This is a genomic window from Psychrobacter sp. HD31, assembly GCF_051097895.1.
Lineage (GTDB): Bacteria > Pseudomonadota > Gammaproteobacteria > Pseudomonadales > Moraxellaceae > Psychrobacter.
In genome coordinates this window covers 405343-423839 of the sequence record NZ_CP142525.1, presented here as the reverse complement: position 1 = coordinate 423839, position 18497 = coordinate 405343, and the positions used below count along the sequence as shown (strand labels likewise).

20 protein-coding genes are annotated in these 18497 nt (G+C 38.7%); 7 read left to right on the top strand and 13 right to left on the bottom strand.

What is annotated here, in order from left to right; genetic code table 11:
* Window positions 1–5: 5 nt before the first annotated feature.
* The 4 genes from mutL to orn form a co-directional block, all read right to left on the bottom strand.
* On the bottom strand, window positions 6–1595 hold the full coding sequence (gene mutL, locus VH441_RS01745) for a DNA mismatch repair endonuclease MutL (protein ID WP_434353771.1): 1590 nt from the start codon (window positions 1593–1595) through the stop codon (window positions 6–8).
* 13 nt (window positions 1596–1608) lie between these two features.
* Window positions 1609–2103: a tRNA (adenosine(37)-N6)-threonylcarbamoyltransferase complex ATPase subunit type 1 TsaE gene (tsaE, locus tag VH441_RS01740; RefSeq protein WP_434353770.1), complete on the bottom strand. Its 495-nt coding sequence runs from the start codon at window positions 2101–2103 to the stop codon at window positions 1609–1611.
* Window positions 2103–2699 (bottom strand): 6-pyruvoyl trahydropterin synthase family protein, encoded by a 597-nt coding sequence (locus tag VH441_RS01735; RefSeq protein ID WP_434353769.1) that lies wholly within the window; start codon window positions 2697–2699, stop codon window positions 2103–2105. The genes tsaE and VH441_RS01735 overlap by 1 nt, the downstream gene beginning before the upstream one ends.
* 119 nt (window positions 2700–2818) lie before the next feature.
* The gene (gene orn, locus VH441_RS01730) at window positions 2819–3403 is read right to left on the bottom strand and encodes an oligoribonuclease (RefSeq protein WP_434353768.1); all 585 of its coding nucleotides are present in this window, start codon (window positions 3401–3403) and stop codon (window positions 2819–2821) included.
* A 148-nt stretch (window positions 3404–3551) separates the two neighbouring features.
* Here orn and rsgA point away from each other — a divergent pair, with 148 nt between their 5' ends.
* The 5 genes from rsgA to secB all read left to right on the top strand — a co-directional run bounded on the left by rsgA (window position 3552) and on the right by secB (window position 7679).
* On the top strand, window positions 3552–4634 hold the full coding sequence (rsgA, locus tag VH441_RS01725; RefSeq protein ID WP_434353767.1) for a ribosome small subunit-dependent GTPase A: 1083 nt from the start codon (window positions 3552–3554) through the stop codon (window positions 4632–4634).
* Between the two features lie 133 nt (window positions 4635–4767).
* Window positions 4768–6231 (top strand): pyruvate kinase, encoded by a 1464-nt coding sequence (pyk, locus tag VH441_RS01720; protein ID WP_434353766.1) that lies wholly within the window; start codon window positions 4768–4770, stop codon window positions 6229–6231.
* A 123-nt stretch (window positions 6232–6354) separates the two neighbouring features.
* Complete coding sequence (locus VH441_RS01715) at window positions 6355–6798, top strand: rhodanese-like domain-containing protein (RefSeq protein WP_434353765.1); 444 nt, start codon at window positions 6355–6357, stop codon at window positions 6796–6798.
* Between the two features lie 138 nt (window positions 6799–6936).
* A complete protein-coding gene (gene grxC, locus VH441_RS01710) occupies window positions 6937–7200 on the top strand; it encodes a glutaredoxin 3 (RefSeq protein WP_434353764.1) in 264 nt (87 codons plus the stop codon).
* A 32-nt stretch (window positions 7201–7232) separates the two neighbouring features.
* On the top strand, window positions 7233–7679 hold the full coding sequence (secB, locus tag VH441_RS01705) for a protein-export chaperone SecB (protein ID WP_434353763.1): 447 nt from the start codon (window positions 7233–7235) through the stop codon (window positions 7677–7679).
* 104 nt (window positions 7680–7783) lie between these two features.
* Here the strand turns inward: secB and adk are convergent, their stop codons facing one another.
* From adk to VH441_RS01660, 9 genes are all read right to left on the bottom strand, one after another.
* Window positions 7784–8440, bottom strand: a complete 657-nt coding sequence (gene adk, locus VH441_RS01700) for an adenylate kinase (RefSeq protein WP_434353762.1) — start codon at window positions 8438–8440, stop codon at window positions 7784–7786.
* A gap of 104 nt (window positions 8441–8544) precedes the next feature.
* Window positions 8545–9480, bottom strand: coding sequence for a c-type cytochrome biogenesis protein CcmI (gene ccmI / locus VH441_RS01695; protein WP_434353761.1), 936 nt, complete (start codon window positions 9478–9480; stop codon window positions 8545–8547).
* A gap of 5 nt (window positions 9481–9485) precedes the next feature.
* Window positions 9486–10004, bottom strand: a complete 519-nt coding sequence (locus VH441_RS01690; protein WP_434353760.1) for a cytochrome c-type biogenesis protein — start codon at window positions 10002–10004, stop codon at window positions 9486–9488.
* A 29-nt stretch (window positions 10005–10033) separates the two neighbouring features.
* On the bottom strand, window positions 10034–10270 hold the full coding sequence (locus VH441_RS01685; protein ID WP_434353759.1) for a DUF4926 domain-containing protein: 237 nt from the start codon (window positions 10268–10270) through the stop codon (window positions 10034–10036).
* A 15-nt stretch (window positions 10271–10285) separates the two neighbouring features.
* Window positions 10286–10864 carry a DsbE family thiol:disulfide interchange protein gene (locus tag VH441_RS01680; protein WP_434353758.1) on the bottom strand — a complete coding sequence of 193 codons (579 nt, stop codon included), beginning with the start codon at window positions 10862–10864 and terminating at the stop codon, window positions 10286–10288.
* A 60-nt stretch (window positions 10865–10924) separates the two neighbouring features.
* On the bottom strand, window positions 10925–12892 hold the full coding sequence (locus tag VH441_RS01675) for a heme lyase CcmF/NrfE family subunit (protein ID WP_434353757.1): 1968 nt from the start codon (window positions 12890–12892) through the stop codon (window positions 10925–10927).
* Window position 12893: 1 nt separating this feature from the next.
* Complete coding sequence (locus VH441_RS01670; RefSeq protein ID WP_434353756.1) at window positions 12894–13451, bottom strand: GNAT family N-acetyltransferase; 558 nt, start codon at window positions 13449–13451, stop codon at window positions 12894–12896.
* A 28-nt stretch (window positions 13452–13479) separates the two neighbouring features.
* Window positions 13480–13716: a DUF1272 domain-containing protein gene (locus VH441_RS01665; protein ID WP_434353755.1), complete on the bottom strand. Its 237-nt coding sequence runs from the start codon at window positions 13714–13716 to the stop codon at window positions 13480–13482.
* Between the two features lie 109 nt (window positions 13717–13825).
* Complete coding sequence (locus VH441_RS01660; protein ID WP_434353754.1) at window positions 13826–15142, bottom strand: DUF445 domain-containing protein; 1317 nt, start codon at window positions 15140–15142, stop codon at window positions 13826–13828.
* 368 nt (window positions 15143–15510) lie between these two features.
* Between VH441_RS01660 and mrdA the strand changes: the two genes are divergently transcribed.
* A complete protein-coding gene (gene mrdA, locus VH441_RS01655; RefSeq protein ID WP_434353753.1) occupies window positions 15511–17721 on the top strand; it encodes a penicillin-binding protein 2 in 2211 nt (736 codons plus the stop codon).
* Window positions 17722–17756: 35 nt separating this feature from the next.
* On the top strand, window positions 17757–18368 hold the full coding sequence (rsmD, locus tag VH441_RS01650) for a 16S rRNA (guanine(966)-N(2))-methyltransferase RsmD (protein ID WP_434353752.1): 612 nt from the start codon (window positions 17757–17759) through the stop codon (window positions 18366–18368).
* Window positions 18369–18497 lie beyond the last annotated feature (129 nt).

Below are 18497 nucleotides of genomic sequence, written 5' to 3'. Positions count from 1 at the left end.
TTATTCTATCTACTAACTTTATATGTGGCATGGGCAATCTGCAAAGTTTTTTTATCTATGAGAATAATCAAAGCCCATTCAGAAACACTACCGCCTGATAAATGCCCGCTCACCTCAGTATCTTCTGGCACTTTTATCGACATAATATCAATGCTATTTGATATTTGGATATCAACCGAATCATCCTTTGATAAAACATCGTCTTTAAGGTTATACCATTTATTATTATCTAATGTTAAAAATTGATTCAACAAAGTTTCATATCTTGCTTCAGATATAAAATCTAATGCCAACTCAATTTGTTCTAGCTTATCATCACAAGCCAAATCTGCAACATCACCCACTTGATAAGTTTCTGACGGACTATGTACAGCATGAGTTGTTTTGTCTAAACCTGAATTAACTAAATTAGCTGAAGTAGCATAGTTAACATCATCAACGTCCAACTTATCGCTGCTACTCTCGTTATTTTGACTGACCTTCAACTCTTCAATGCTTGTGCTTAAACTATTTGCACTTTTTTTAATAGCTGCAATGTTTGGTTGCAACAAGGCTCTAATTGCTTGATAAAGGTATGCATTGATATTAGTAAGCGCGTGGATATTGATACGTTGTTTGCTTGGGTGTACGTTTAAGTTACACCACTCATTTGGCAAAGTAAAAAACAACGCATAGCCAACCGTTTGAAAGCCGATGTCCAAACTATTAACCGCCTGCCTAACTTGCTGACTAATCGAAACATTTTTAACCAACCTACCATTAATATAAATCAATTTAGGTAAGTCGGTATTGGGTTGTAAATTATCATCAAGCCAAATCCAACCGTCGATTTTTGGTTTAACTAATTGGCTTTGAACAGAATTATTTAGCAGCCCAGACAAATCTATTGCCAACGGATATCCATTTTTTGGTAATCCAATTGCCAATGCCTGCTGTAAACGGTTATGCTGTGCTTTGCTTGATTTATCGGCTTGTGCGCTTAGCGTTAAGCGTTTTTTGCCCTCATGATATAGGGTTAAGTCAATATCAGCATAGGCAAGAGCAATTTGACGAATAACTGACTCAATGTGGGCATATTCAGTCGCCACATTTTTTAGGTTACCACGGCGAGCAGGCACATTAAAATACAAATCTTTAACCGTTACGGTTGTGCCTCTTTGGCACACACAAGGCACAATATCAACTTTGCCATCAATAACCCCTGCAACATTTAAACAGCGCCCAACACCACTATCATCATGGCTGCTGGTTAAGCTAAGCCGAGAAACAGCCGCAATTGATGCCAATGCCTCACCACGAAAACCAAGCGTATTGATTCCGTACAGGCTTTCTACATCCGCCACTTTACTAGTTGCATGGCGAGTAACCGCCATTTGCATATCGTCAGGGTGTATCCCTACTCCATTGTCACTGATTTCTATAATGCCCATACCGCCTTGGGTAATGCGTATTTCTATTTGAGTTGCCGCAGCATCAATGGCGTTTTCTAGCACTTCTTTTACAACAGAAGCAGGTCGAGTGACAACCTCACCTGCTGCTAGCTGATTAATTAGCAATGGTGATAATTTTTGGATACGAGAAGTGGCGATGCTCATAGAATGTTTTAGTTTAAATGCTTTTTAGCAAATCAATATTTATGTTTTTATTTAGTTTTTCAGTTGCTTTAGTCAAGGTGATTGTCACCATACGGCTATCATCATCTTGCTTAGCTATGTTTATAAGCAAAACAGGCTCTGGCAAGTAACCGTCTGCCTTACTTGCCCACTCAATAATTGCTAAAGCTTTGTCTTCTTCTAAATACTCATCAAATCCTATAAAAGACAGTTCTTCTGGGTCTTGCAAACGATAAAAATCGGCATGGTAAACAGGCTTATTTTGGTTATTATCTTCTACAATAGAATACGGCTCTACCAACGTATAAGTTGGGCTTTTTACAGCGCCACTATGCCCTAGAGCTCTGAGCCAATAGCGGGTTAATGTAGTTTTACCTGCCCCTAAGTCACCCGATAAAAATACACAGCCGCTAATGTTTAGCTTAGCTAATTGCTCGCCTAGTTTTTGGGTATCTTCTTCACTGGTTAATACAATGCTAACCTTACTCATTAGACTTTAACCTGCAACGCTACTTCTGGATTAATGAAAGCCTCACCAGCAATCAATTTATCGTACATGGCTGAGTCGCTCCATTCGATTTTAATTTGCTCGCTAAAAGTAAAATCTGCTAGTGCTAATTTGCCCATTTGCTCATTGGTTACATCATCAGCAAAACATTGAGCATAACCTGTTGCAGTCTCGTGCGCAATGACAGAATATACCTTAACGTCTGCCTCGCCATTTTGCATTTGGGTTTGCTTTAAAATGGCATCTGCCCAAAAAAAGATAATACGGCTAAATTGCTCTGCCGATGGCGACACAGGCAAGCTAATCCACCTTGCGCTAAACTCTTTGCACATTTTTATGTACTTTGGGTCGTCTTTATCCCAAAAGCAAATGGCATGATCAAAGCTGTCTATTAAATCTTTAATCGACGATTTTAATAAACCAAAGTCATATACCATTTGCCCATGGTCAAGTCGGTGGGCTTCTAAAATAAGCTCAACCTGATAGCTATGCCCATGGATAGAACGTTTGCAACGGTCAGAGCTACAGTTACGCACAATGTGGGCATTTTCAAATTTAAATAGTTTACGGATACGCATAGTTATTTATTTTAATGTGTTTAATAGGATATAAAAAAGTAAAAAAATCACCGTTCGATTATATCAAAATCAAACTTATTGATGGTTTATTAATTATTGCATGTTTTGTCAATTAACGCTTACTGGGCACCCATATTAAAAAAGTGTGCTCGATAGTGCTTTAACTCTCTAATAGAATCACGGATATCATCCAGTGCTAAGTGGCTGCCTTTTTTCTCAAAGCTTGATAAAACATCAGGTCGCCAGCGGAATGCCAACTCTTTAACAGAAGACACATCCAAATTACGATAATGGAAATATTTTTCTAATTTTGGCATTTGACGAGCTAGAAAACGTCTATCTTGGCAAATGGAATTACCACACATAGGCGACTTACCTTCATCTACCCATTTTTGTAAAAACTTAATGGTCTCTTGCTCTGCCTGTTCTAAAGTAACTGTACTACGGCGTACTCTATCAATCAGCCCAGACTGCCCATGTTGCTTAGTATTCCATTCATCCATACCATTTAGCACGGTGTCTGCAACTTTAATTGCCATTACAGGGCCTTCTGCCAAAATATTTAAATTGTCATCTGTTACTATGGTCGCAATTTCAATAATCTCATCTTTATTCGTGTTTAATCCCGTCATTTCAAGGTCTATCCAAACCAGCCCTTTTTTACCTTTATGCTTGATTTTTGTTTTTGCAGCGTTTTGGTTCATCGTTTTTCCTAAATTTTTGCTATGAGCTGATGGCGATTAAAAATCGAAATAAATTACTTTAACCCTATATCTTATCAAATTTTCACGGTAAACTAGTGGTTATTTTTTACACGCACAAACCATTCATTAATATGCAGGCTTTTACCTTATGGCGTTAATAAGACAACGCAATCTTACCAAACAACAACTTCGTCGCATCAAAAAACAAAATGCAACCACAGATACTTGTGATAGCAAGCAACTGCTTGATGGCGTTGTGATAGCACACTACGGTAAACAGTTAGAGGTACAAGTCACCGGCTTACCCTTACAAATGCCAGTAAAACCTACCATTGAAGAAGGCGAACCAGAACCATTTTGGCAGCCAATACAACTGGGTGATATATGGCGTTGCCACACGCGTACTAACCTAGCAATGATTGCCACAGGTGACAAAGTAAAATGGATAGCAGACCCCAATACTGGACTTGGTAGAATTGAATATATTGGCGAGCGTAGTTCATTGATTAATCGTCCCGATCGCTACCACAAATTAAAACCAGTTGCTGCAAATACCGATATTTTAGCAATTGTTTTTGCGCCACTACCAGCTGCCGCAGCCAGTTTAATTGATCGTTATTTGGTGGTTGCGCATCATGCAAACATACAACCACTACTCGTACTTAATAAGTCAGACCTATTAACAAATAAAGAGTTAGCACACACACAAGATATCCTAAACCAATACCAAGCTTTAGGATATAAAACCGTGTTAACCTCATGTACTAAAGAACAAGGGCTAGATGCCCTAACACAACAAATACAAAATAAGTTAGTGGTATTTGCTGGGCAATCAGGTGTTGGTAAAAGTAGTTTAATTAACGCATTACTACCAAAATCTTCACAAGATGTTAATGTCATTTCAGAAAACTCTCAGCTTGGACAGCACACAACCACCACGAGCCGTTTACTCCCCTTTAAGGATAGTGATTACCTATTAGAGCATGGCGGAATTGTAGATACACCCGGGATAAGAGAATACGGCATTTGGCACCTTACTCCTAATGATATTATTGAAGGCTTTACTGAGCTTGCGCCATTAGCAAATCTATGCAAATTTAGAGACTGTCAACACACGCCTAATACAAAAGGTTGTGCCATTCAAAAAGCCGTTGCCGATGGCAATGTACTTAAGCGCCGTGTAGACAACTTAATAACGTTACAACAAGAGGCCAACACAAAGCATTATTAGATAAATCTTTTTATTTAAACCGTATTGGCTAACGCTACTTTTGTTAAATTTAATCGTCATATTATCAGCGTATAATCTTTAATTAAGGCGTTATAAAACACGATTTTAATAACAGGAAAAATAAGGAGATTTTATGCCAACCCCACTCAAGCCTCGTAAACGCTTTGCAAAGATTGTTGCAACACTAGGTCCTGCCAGTAGCAGCAAGCAAATGGTTCATGCCTTATTTGAAGCAGGCGTGGATATGTTTCGTTTAAATTTTAGCCACGGTTCACACGCAGTACATCAACAAAACATACAAACCATCCGACAAATTGAAGAAGAGTTAAACCACCCTATTGCCATTTTAATGGATTTACAAGGTCCTAAATTTAGAATTGGACGGTTTGAACATGAAAAAATCATGCTAGAACAAGGTCAAAACTTTATATTTGATAACGATGAGTCTCTCGGCAACAACACACGTGTTTATTTACCTCACCCTGAAGTGTTTAGTTCTGCAAATGTTGGTGACAGGCTACTGATTGATGATGCTCGCGCTTGTTTTGAAATTATTAAAAATGATGGCAAGCGTATTGAAAGCAAACATATTTATGGGCGAGCGATTTCTAATAACAAAGGCTTAAATATGCCTGACACCATTTTAGATGTGCCTGTTTTAACTAAAAAAGATGAGGAAGATTTAAAGTTTGGGCTAATGCAAGACATCGACTATGTGGCTTTATCATTTGTACAACAAGCAAGTGATATGGCATATCTACGCACAATTGTTGGCGATAAAGCCGCTATTTTAGCAAAAATAGAAAAACCCTCTGCCATTGATGATTTAGATAACATCATCAACGCAAGTGATGCCATTATGCTTGCTCGAGGCGATTTGGGTGTTGAGTTTCCTCCAGAAAAACTACCGTCAATTCAAAAATCTGTTATCCAACAAGTACGCAAATTGGGCAAACCCATTATTGTTGCTACACAAATGCTAGAATCAATGATTGAAAGCCCTGTTGCTACCCGCGCCGAAGCAACCGATGTCGATGCGGCAATTAGTGGTGGCGCTGATGCTGTCATGCTATCAGGAGAAACCGCCGTTGGTAAATATCCAATTGAGGCAGTCTCTTTTATGAACCGCATGATTATTGAATCCGAAAAAGATCACCGCTATCAAATTAAAATGAATACGCCGCAAGATGACCACCCAGATAAAACATCAGAAACCGCCATTTCACATGGTGTTAAAGCCATTGTTAATGCAATGCCGATTTGTGCAATCGCTTGTTTTACAACGTCTGGCGGTACAGCTACCCGAGTTAGCCGTGAGCGCGTTTTAACACCCTTAATCGCCATGACCCCCGACATCAATTTGGCAAGACGTTTACAGCTTTATTGGGGTATTGATGCCCGAGAGATGACAGAAGAGAAAAAACTGAAAGATATTATGACGGCTGCGATTGAAACCGTTGAAAACCGTGGTTATGGTAACAATGGTGATTGGGTTGTGGTTACTGCCGGCGTCCCATTTGGCATTGCAGGCACAACCAATACCCTACGCCTTGCTCAAGTTGGTGATGAGTATTTAACAAAAAAAGCAGGTATTTAGCTTGAAAGAAGCTTTACCTGCCTATATAGATTACGCTGTATCTGATAACTGTATGATAACAGCAAGCATTTTTTATTGATAATCGGTATAATAGCGCTAGTTTTTATATCCTCGGAGGTCGTTTTGGCACGTTTTTTTGAATTCATGGGTAACCATCCATTTTTATTTGGTTTATTAACACTACTTGCAATTTTATTTTTTATGATAGAAAACCGTCGTAGCGGTAAAAAAATTGCAGCCAGTGCACTTGGTACATTAGTCAACCAACAAAATGCTCAAATTATTGATATCAGAGATGCAAAAAAATTTGCAAAAGGTCATATTCAAGGTAGCCGTAATGTACCCTTTACTACGCTGCGTGACCGTATCGATGAGCTACGTGCCATAGAAAGCCCAATTGTTATCGTTTGCGACATGGGCATACAAGCCGGTGCAGCAGTACAGCTACTTGCAAAAGAAGAAGCCTACCGCCTAGAAGGCGGGATTTCTGGCTGGGAGTCTGCAGGCATGCCATTAGTCGGTACAGAAAAAGACACAGCAAACAAAAAACGGAAAAAAAATAGATAATTTTAAAAGCCTTGCGACACCAGCAAGGCTTTTTTATATAGGATTAATCAGCACTATTGTTTTTTAAATATACATCCCCACATACTTAATATGTGTTAAATACATACTTAAACAATACAATAAAGACGAGGAAAAATAATGACAGTAGAAGTAACTTTATACAGCACACCAGTTTGCCCCTATTGTAATAACGCCAAGCAACTTTTAACATCAAAGGGTGTTGAATATACCGAAATTGGCATGATGTCACTTAGTGGTGAAGAACGTGCCGAACTTATGAAGAAAACCAACAATTACCGTACCGTACCACAAATTTTTATTGGTGATACTTTTATTGGTGGGTTTGATGATTTAAACAAACTTAACCAAGAAGGTAAGCTAGATGACATGCTAGCAAACTAATTTTATTTACATTAATTTTTTAGGAGACAACCATGGCCGAAGAACAAAACCAACCACAACTGGCACTAGAACGCATTTACACAAAAGATATGTCACTAGAAGTACCTGGTGCAGGTGTATTTACAAAAGAATGGAATCCAGATTTAGATATCAGTTTATCTTCAAGTGCCGAAAAACTAGATGACACACATCATCAAGTGATTTTAACCGTTACTGTTAACGCTAAAAACGCCGATGAAACTGCTTTTATCGCAGAAGTACATCAAGCCGGTATCTTTTTACTTAGCAACATTCCAGAAGATCAACTACCGCATTTGCTTGGCGCATACTGCCCTAACGTGTTGTTCCCATACGCACGCGAAGTAATCAGTGACATCGTTAGCCGTGGTAGCTTCCCACAATTACTATTACAACCGGTTAACTTTGATCAAGTATTTTTACAAAATCAACAAGAAGCCGCTGAAGAACAACAAGCTTAATTTTTTACACAAAAGCCCCTATAAACAAAAAACCGAGTTTTAAATAAACTCGGTTTTTTATTCGCTCTGTTTATTATAAACAGAATGAATTCTAGTCTACTAGATTAGCCTTTTAACGCAGTAAGCACTTGTCCTTTAACGGTAGTGATATCTTGCGTACCATCAAATTGATGATACGTTGGCGCATCGCCACCTTCTTTAGCCAGTTTTTGATAAAAGTCTACTAAAGTTGCTGTCAATTTATGATAAGTATCTAAACGTTCACGTACCACTTCTTCGGTGTCATCATCACGTTGCACTAATGGCTCACCTGTTTCATCATCTTTGCCTTCAACTTTTGGTGGGTTGTATTTAATATGATAAACACGACCAGAAGCTGGGTGGCTACGGCGACCTGTAATACGCGATACAATCTCATCATCTGGTACGCTGATTTCTACTACATCATTAATCGCAACACCAGCATCGGCAAGTGCTTGAGCTTGAGGGATTGTACGAGGGAAACCATCAAAAATGCAGCCATTTGCACAGTCTGGCTGGCTGATACGCTCTTTAACCAAATTGATAATCAAATCATCTGATACCAGTCCACCAGCGTTAATAACCGTTTCAGCTTGTTTGCCCAGTTCAGAACCTTCTTTAATTGCAGCACGCAGCATATCACCAGTAGAAATTTGCGGAATGCCAAACTCTTGCGAAATAAACTGTGCTTGGGTTCCTTTGCCAGCACCTGGCGCACCTAATAAAATAATACGTTTCATATATTTGTTTTCCCTATGGACTAAAATTAAAGCGTGATTTTATACCATACCGTTATTATGGTTAAATCACAAGTGAAAATTATCTTTTTAACCCCAAAAATAATTTAAGGATTGATTGAGGTTTGTTGTTTGTATTCAAGCTCTGTTATGAGTGTATCAACGCTATTTAAAGCGTTTAATTTGTCTGCTGTATTCAATGGTTGGTTGTTAATCTGTTGCCTTAAATGATTTGCCCATTTAAGAGCTTCATTATAGTTTGCTGCCGATGCCTCTCCCATTATCAGCATCATTTGTGCGGTTTGATTTTTTGCATCTTTTTGCAATATATCATTGATTATGCCTCTTATTTGTGGAGTTAACCGACCACTATTAGAAAAAAATAATGCTTGGGCATATTGGCTTGCAACCGCCACATTATTTGGTTCAACCCTATATGCTCTTGCCATTGCCAAAGAAGAGGAGTCTGTCGCATCAATGGCAGAAAATAGCTCGGCAAGTTTTAACCAACGCGTACCATCATAAGCATTTTGGTATACATTGGTCTGCATCACAGCCACTAGTGCTTGCATATCCTCACGACTATTTAAACTGCCAGCAGGTGGTGTGCCTATTTTATCTGTTAACAAATCATCTGCAATTTGGTGATATTTGTGCTGTGCTTGCCATAAATCAAACAAGTTTTTATTGCTATTATTAATCAATAAATAGATGCCAATAGATAATAATGGTAATGATACTAAAAATACTATTTTACTGCTATTGTTAACCGGTTTTATCAGCTTATCAACAGTGGCTGCTTGCAAAAGCTGCCGCTCTAACTCTGTTTTTTGATGATGATATTGGTTTTGTTGTATCAACCCCTCACTGACATCTTTTTCTAGCTCTAAAAGCCGTGATTTAAAGTTTTTTACGTTAATCGCCATTAATTGGTTGTCATCATTACAGCGATTGCGTTTAAGCCAGGGCAACATAATAACCAATGCCACTAATACACTGATTAAAATACAACCCACAAAAAACCAAAATTCAGTGCTTATCATGATGTTTAACTTCCATCTGGCTTATCATATTTATTGAGTATTTCTGTCAGCTGCTGTTTTTCTGTTATATTTAATGCTGATGGCTGATCAACCACGTTATTAGCGTTTTTATTATTAGCCGATTTTAACCGAACTGACCAAAACCAAATACCCAATGCTAAAATCAACAAAATCGGTGGCAAGTACCAAAGTAAGTAGGTGCTTGGTCGCACTGGCGGTTTATAACTGATAAAATCGCCATATCGGGATTTCATATAGTCACGAATTTGTATATCAGATTTACCTTGTATGACTAGCTCATAAGTTTTACGTTTTAAATCTTGTGATATTGGTGAGTTAGAGCTTGCAAGATTTTGATTTTGACACTTTGGGCAACGCAACTCTTCAATTAATGCTTGATATTGTAATTGTTGTTCTGCCGATTCAAACTGGTAAACATCAATTGCCGAATACGCCTGGGCGTTGAAGCCAATCATTATGAGCGTCAAAAATAAAAAGGTAAGAATGTTAAAAAGTCGCTTCATTCAATCATTAACCTAACAGTAGCACCATCTTATTTGTAAGTTATTCTAGACGGCAGATCACAGTAAAAGATAAGTTCCTCATGCGTAAAAGTATAGTGCATTTCATCGCCTATAGAAACGCCATCATCATCGCAAAACTCAACTTCATAAACTACTGGATGACTTTCATATACATGGACAACAGTCCCTATACTGCCCGCCTTTATATTATCTCGAAAATCCTCTGACAATTTAATGACAGCTAATTCAGGAAACCTATTAATCATACGTCACACTTATATTTATTGGCATAGCTCTGCAATCTGATTTTCGTCACGTTTTTGAACCGCAGTTAAACAAGGCTCAATGCTGGTTTGCCATTTCTCTGAGGTAATTTCACCCACAATATGCTGTTTGATAACGCCCTTGTCATCAACCACAAAGGTTTCTGGTGCGCCCGTTAGCCCTAAATCCATACCCAAATCGCCTTCTTCATCCTTAATGTTGAGTAAGTATGGGTTACCTTCATCTTGCAAATACTGTTTGGCAAACTCTGGTGCATCTTTATAGTTTACCCCCACAATTTTTATGCCATCATTTTTTAGCGACATTAACAAAGGATGCTCACGGCTACAAGCAATACACCAAGAGCCCCAAAAGTTTAATAAATAAGCCTCATTTGGTAAATTACCATTGTTTATCATTAACTTTTCATCTTCAAGATTTGCTAATTCAAAAGCAGGAAGCGGTTGATTTGTTGCCGTATTAATTGCTATTTGCGCCGGCTTATTAACTCTTAAAAATAAAAACAGCACAACGCCTAAAAATATTAACAAAGGAATAATAAATATAATTGATTTAAATTTTGACTTAGCCACCATAACTTACCTCAGTTTTTTCATATTACATTTTTACATATAATTTCTTATTATTAACTTGTCTTACTTTAACCGATATCGCTTATCTAGCATGCTAATCAAAGCACCCAACGCCATTAATAATGAACCTAACCACAACCAACGCACAAAGGGCTTAACATAAATTCGCACTGCCCACTGCGCATCTTTTTGTCCTTGGTCGTTTTCAATGGGCTCACCAAGTGCAACATACAAATCACGCCACAAATTAGCATCAATCGCTGATTCTGTCATCGGCATCATGGATACCACGTAAGTACGTTTTTCTGGGTGCAAGCTGGTGACATAATCACCATTACCTTTACTTACCTTAACTTCGGTTGCTGTCCCATCATAGTTTTTTCCACGCACTTCATACATCTCAGTCATGGTGAATTGATAGTCCTTAACCATCACAGAGTCGCCGACTCCCATCGCCACATCTTTTTCTACACTTTGGCTAGAGGTTACGCCAACACCAATTGAGCAAACCAGCACCCCAATATGAGCCAAAATCATTCCCCAATAACTCGGAGTAAGCTTAGCCAGCCCTTTTATCAAACTTGACGCATGACGGGTTTTATCTTTTAAATCATATACTGTCCAGCCAAACACCCATGCAGATAGTGCCAACGTCAAACCAACATTGAGCATCTCATTTGGTTTGATAAAATAAATCACCAGTCCAGCCAATATCAAGCTACTGATACCAATGGCAATCGACACCCCCATAAAGGGACGACTGTCACGTTTCCAGCGTATTACAGAACCAACACCCATTGCCAACAATAACAACCAAGTCAAAGGCACAAACAAAGCATTAAAATACGGAGGACCAACCGATACCTGCCCCCAATCAAAGGCATCAGCAATAATAGGATACAAAGTCCCCAAAAGCACAACCAAAGTTGCTATCAGAATGATGATATTATTAACAATCAGTAATGTCTCACGCGACTTAAGTTGATAATGGCTTTCTACCGTCAATTTCCAACCACGCAATGCAAACATTGCCAATCCTGAACCAATGACGATTGCCAAAATGGCTAAAATCATCACCCCACGCGTTGGATCAGCGGCAAACGAATGCACCGAAGTAATCACCCCCGAACGCACCAAGAAGGTACCAAGCAAACTTAACGCAAAAGCAAAAATCGCCAGCATAATCGTCCATGCCTTGAACACGCCACGTTTTTCAGTTACTGCCAACGAGTGAATCAAAGCGGTTGACGCCAGCCAAGGCAACAAAGAAGCATTCTCGACAGGGTCCCAAAACCACCAGCCACCCCAGCCAAGCTCATAATAAGCCCACCAAGAACCCAGTGCGATACCTAATGTCAAAAAGCCCCATGCCATCAGCGTCCAAGGGCGTGACCACCGTGTCCACACCGCATCCAATCGCCCAGCCCACAATGCTGCCATACAAAAAGCAAACGGCACCGCCATACCCACATAGCCCATGTACAACATTGGCGGATGAAAAATCAACCCCGGGTCTTGCAACAAGGGATTCAAATCTGCCCCATCAACTGGTAAGTTTGGCAATGTACGGTCAAACGGTGATGAAGAAAATATCAACATGGTCAACATCATGAACTGCACTGCAGACAATACCACCAGCACTCGTGCCTTCATCGCTAATGGTAAACCACGACTAAACCCACGGCTACCAAACCCTGCGACACCAGCACACCACCCTGCCAAAATGGTCATCCATAACAGCAACGAACCTTCATGACCGCCCCAAGTTGCTGACAACTTATAATACCAAGGGAGCAAAGAATTAGAATGCTGAGTAACATACGCCAAACTAAAATCATTATAATAAAACCCTGCCATCAACCCAGCAAATGACAACAACATCGCCAAAAACTGCCCCCAAGCCAAACTTGGCGCAAGCTGTTGTAATTGTATTTTATTGGTAAAAATACCATAGGTAGGCAGTACAACTTGCAAAGCAGATAATACAAGTGCTAAAAGAAGAGAAAAGTAGGCAAGTTCGGTTATGAGCATTTTAAAACCTATCAATATAATATAAGCAATGTCTTTCTAACGCATGTCCCTGCTCAACATTTGGGTGGTTAAAAACCTGCTCCGTATGCACCATTCCTAACCGTTGCATTACTCTTTGTGACGGTTGATTGACTTCAGCTGTAAAAGCATAAACTCGCTGTGTTAACAAATCATTAAAAGCAAAATCTAATGCGGCTTTTGCTGCCTCGCTAGCATAGCCTTTACCCCAATATTTTTTGGCTAACCGCCAGCCAATTTCTAAAAAATTATTATCCATATTCAGAGTTTTGGCTAACTCACTATCTCCATCAATCTCATTTAAACCAACAAACCCAATAAATTCTTGTGTTGCCAATAATTCAACAGCCCAAAAGCCATAGCCTTTCTGATCAATCAATTTTTGTATTTTATTAGCCAGTGCGTTACTGTCTGATTCTGTTAACACCGTTGGAAAATAGTGCATAACTTCTGGGGCGGCATTCATTTGAGCAAAAGGTTTTAAATCACTCATTTGCCATTGTCGCAGTTTTAAACGCGGCGTATAAATTGATTTACTCATGAATACTAATCTTCAATTTCTCTTATGTTTAACATCCTTGAGCTTTGACAACTCTTTTATTGCTAGCAGGATATTTTTTTAGCAATTCAGCTGGACGTATTGGACGTTTACTAAAATCACCCCCACAGTTGGGACAAGCACCTTTTAGCACACCAGTAACGCAGTCGTGGCAAAAGGTACATTCAAAACTACAAATATAAGCATTATCTGCATCTGCAGGTAAGTCAACATCACAACATTCGCAATTTGGTCTAAGTGCTAGCATAAATCACTCCTTGATAAGTTTTACTCAACTCGTAATAAGGATAAAACCTTACGTTCATCGACATGAATTCAATTTGCTTACGGTTAAGCTTAACAGGCTTTGCTTTGTTTTAAAAAAACACCAACACCAAATGTAACCAACCTGCCAAAAAGCCTGTTATACCACCGAGGATAATCAAGGTCGTTTCATCTTCTTGGAAGGCAGGACGTAGCAAATTTTGAAACTCCTTAGGAGACAAAGCACGGATACGATCACGAAACAGACCAAAAATTTTACTGGCTCGGCTACTATTTAGCTCAGGGTCACGGATTGGCACCATGGTTGCCGTAATTGATTTATCAATAATGGTGTTTTTAAGTTGTCCAAACTCACGCTTACCAAGCCCCATTTTTAAAGTAGTACTCACCACAGGCGATTCAAGCACATCATACAGGTGGGTTTTCATCAGCTCACGTGTTTGTAACGATTTAGTACCATACATCATTTCATTCATGATATTTTCAATCGTTACCAAATCATTCACCACAATACCAGCAAATACTTCAGACACCTCATCTTGGCGTTTCATAAACCCGCCTTGCCAATTGTATTTAGCAATATGGGGCATTTGTAGCGTAATAAATGGAAAGCTTTTTGATAGCTTAAAAAACTTAGGATATCGAATATAATTCGGTTCAACAGGATTAAATACCATCCAAATTGCAATCCAGTTGGTTACAAAGCCCCAAATCGCCGCAAAAAATGGTACTGTCCAATGCTGAGGCACAAGCAAGAAAACCAACATTTGTACAATACCAAACAAAAAGCCAATCACTGCACTAATGTGCCAAATAAAATTAATCTCTTTTTGCCCGACCTTTAAAAACATCTCCACCATCAGTTTACGGTCGCCTTCCATCTTATTCACAATCATTTGGCGCATATCGACCAAATCTTCAACATGATGGGTTAAATCTACAACCAACTCTTTTACAATGTTGGGTAATTGCTCATGTCCATAGGCATAAATACGACGTTTGACGGCATAAGGTAAGTTGCTCCATAAGCTTGCTGAGCGATCCATCATAATTTCATCAATTAATGATTCAAGGTCACTATCAACGGTTTGAGCAATATATTCTGCCATTTCTTCAGGATCCATTGCCTGAAAAAACTCATCTAAAGACCCAAGTTTAGATAACGCCTGATCAACAATCACCCCAGATATTTTGCCAGCTTTGCTTGGTACAATCCCCTGCCAACCTAGCCCTTGTAGTCCAAAAGGGAACTTTTGTATTTTAATCCCCCAAAATTTAATTGGAAAAAAAAGCATTTTTAATGCCATCCACACATGCGCCCATGTGACAAATGCCGTAACTGGCGGAATTGTTAGTATCGCAAAATACTCTGGGTGAGTCAGGATGGCATTCCAAATGTTATCAAACATGATTATTGCTTATCTCAAATCTATTTGTTTTTTATATTAATCGTAAGGCAGTTAATTTTAGCATATTATCTTGTGCATAATTGAGATTAACCAATAATTTAACTGACTGACGAAAACAACTCACTCGCGCTGTTTTAACGTCATTTATAAATAGACGAATCCCCATTTTGAACCCCATCCTTTTTTACACAAAAATATACAATTTTTATTTAGATTTACGGCTTGTTATCATCCAATCACACAAATATAGTATGCTATAATGCCGTGCTTATTTATGTGCCATTTTTTCTGTGTTCATTTAAAAGCATTCTAAATCTCTTGCAATAGTCAGGCTATTACTAATATAAAAACCAACTTAATTAATCTATATGAGTTCAAATAACCCAAACAAAAAAAATACCATTTTTATGCAACGTGTGATTATTGCTGGGTTATTTGTGTTTGCAGGTTTACTCGTTTTAATTGCACGCTATGCTTTTTTACAAGTCACCTCATTTGAAAAATATCACACAAAGGCAGATAACAATCGCATTAAATTAATTTCTGCACCGCCTAACCGTGGCTATATTTATGATCGAAACGGCTATATTTTGGCAGACAATGTGCCCGTGTTAAATGCTATGTTAAGCCCAGATCAAGTCGAGAATCCTGAACAAACATTACATCTACTTGCCCCAATTTTTGACTTAACAGAGGAAGAAGTTACCGAGATTTTAGCCAAAGTTAAAAAAAGCAAAATCAACCCAGTGACAATTAAAGTAGATGTAACTGATGAACAAATTGCTTTGTTTAGTGAGCGTAAGCCATTTTTAAAAGGGGTTAATATTCAAAGCAGGTTAACCCGTGCTTACCCTTATGATGAGCTTTTTGCCCATGTCATCGGTTACGTTGGTCGTATTAATGACAAAGAATCAAAAATCATTGATAAAAAGGCCTATGCCGGTACAGAAATGATTGGCAAGTCTGGCATAGAAAAGTTTTATGAAAGTAATTTACTCGGTAAGCCTGGTTTTTTGTCTGTAGAAACCAATGCCCATGGCGAAATATTGCGTGAAATCGAGACAACAGCGCCAATTGCTGGTAACGACCTTCATCTAACCATAGACTATGGGCTACAAAAAATTGCCACCAATGTTTTAAAAGGAGAAAAAGGCTCTATTGTTGCAATAGATCCTCGTAATGGAGATGTTTTGGCATTTGTCAGCAACCCTTCGTATGACCCAAATCCTTTTATTTCAGGTATTTCTTATAAAGAATATGGCGCATTAAGAGATGATCCAGATCTGCCTTTATATAACCGTTCATTGCATGGTCAATACCCACCAGCCTCCACCATCAAACCATTTGAAGGATTAGGCATTATCAACTATGGTTTAATGGACTGGAACAGTAGTATTTTTGATCCTGGTTATTTTTCTATCCCTGGTGATAGCCATAAATTCCGTGATTGGAAACGTAGTGGACATGGCAACGTCAATCTTAAAAAGTCAATTGTTGAATCTGTTGATACCTACTATTACAAAACAGCATATCGTTTGGGGATTGACAAGCTACATGACTGGATGATTCGATTCAATTTTGGCTCTCAAACAGGTATCGACTTGCCTAATGAGAAAAGCGGTGTCATGCCATCACGTGAGTGGAAAGAAGAAACATATGACAAAAACTGGTTACCAGGCGACACCATATCAGCAAGTATTGGACAAGGTTATTTTTTAGCGACGCCTTTACAAGTTGCGCAAGCAACTGCTATTACCGCCAATAAAGGTAAAATCATACCGCCCCATTTATTAAAAAGCACATCAGGCGATGATACTTTGACCATCATAAATACACCTATTAATGAAGTTAAATTTAATGGTACAACGCAAGATTGGGAAAAAATGCACAACGCGATGGAAGCAACCGTGCGCTATGGTACAGCCAGAAAAATCTATACGCCACAATATCGGTTAGCTGGTAAAACAGGGACAGCCCAAGTTAAGTCGATTGCACAAGGTAAAACCTACAATAAGGCGGCATTACCAAAAAAATACTGGGACCACGCTTGGTTTATTGGCTTTGCGCCCGTAGAAAATCCAGAAATTGCGGTTGCAGTTTTAGTTGAAAATGGCGGTGGTGGTAGCTCAGCCGCAGCACCAAGAGCACGCCAAGTTTTTGATTATTGGATGTTAACGCGCAAAAACAACCCTATTTTACCGCCAAATGCAGAGCAAATAGAGTCACTAAGAAAACAAAAGCGAAAGCAAACACAATACCGCATTGCACAGTGGGAAAAAGAACAGGTTATTAAGAAGGCAGAAGCTAAACTCAAAAAAGCGCAAAAAGAACAAAAAGAACGTGAAAAACAACAAGCACTTGTCGAACGAAAACAGCAGCTTGACGCATTGAAAAACCGTGGTTACGTTTTACCCGCACAAATTGTTGAGCCTTTAGAGCGAGTATCGTTAAAAAAACAAATTAAAAATAAATCAACATTGGGTATGCAGTTTCCAATAAAAGAACCTGATATTAACCAAAACATGCCATCCATTAAAATCCCCATGGATCCAGCACGCATACCAAAAGATGAAGATTAGACATAAAAGTAAAACAACTGACTTAGATGATTTGAATGAAAAGCAACCATAAAAAACAAAACAAACAAACAAAACTCAATCAAGTGCGTATTGTTGGGGGGCAATTTAAACGTCGTAACATCAACTTTATTAATGCTGATGGATTGCGCCCTACACCTGATAGAATGAGAGAAACCTTGTTTAACTGGCTCATGCACGATATTTTTGATGCCAATGTTTTAGATGCCTGTGCAGGCAGTGGCGTACTCGGCTTTGAAGCCTTGTCACGAGGTGCTGGCAAAGTGACTTTCATTGAGGCTAATACACAACAGGCGCACCAATTAAAACAAACAGCCACTGACTTACGTTTAGCTTCCGAACAGTTTGATATTCATAGTGCAAAAGCTGAAACAACAATTAACGCAACTCACAAACAAATCTTTAATATCGTTTTTATTGATCCTCCTTATTCACTCAACTTATGGCAACCCATTATAGATGGGTTATTAACCAATCAACTCATTAATGAAGATAGCTTACTTTATATCGAATCAAATAAAGCAATTGAAGCCATTTTTGATGAAAAAACCCTAAAAAAAATTCACATTGTTAAACAAAAAACAATGGGGCAAGTTTTTAGCTGGGTTATTAAGCTGACACATAGCTAAATTAAGTACGCTTTATAAAGAATGATAGTTGCTGATTTAAAAATTAAAAACAACACTAAGCCCCTTGCATAAGCAATAAAAACAACGTATAATTTGCGTTCTGTTTTTTGAGAGCCCTCGTTTCCCCAA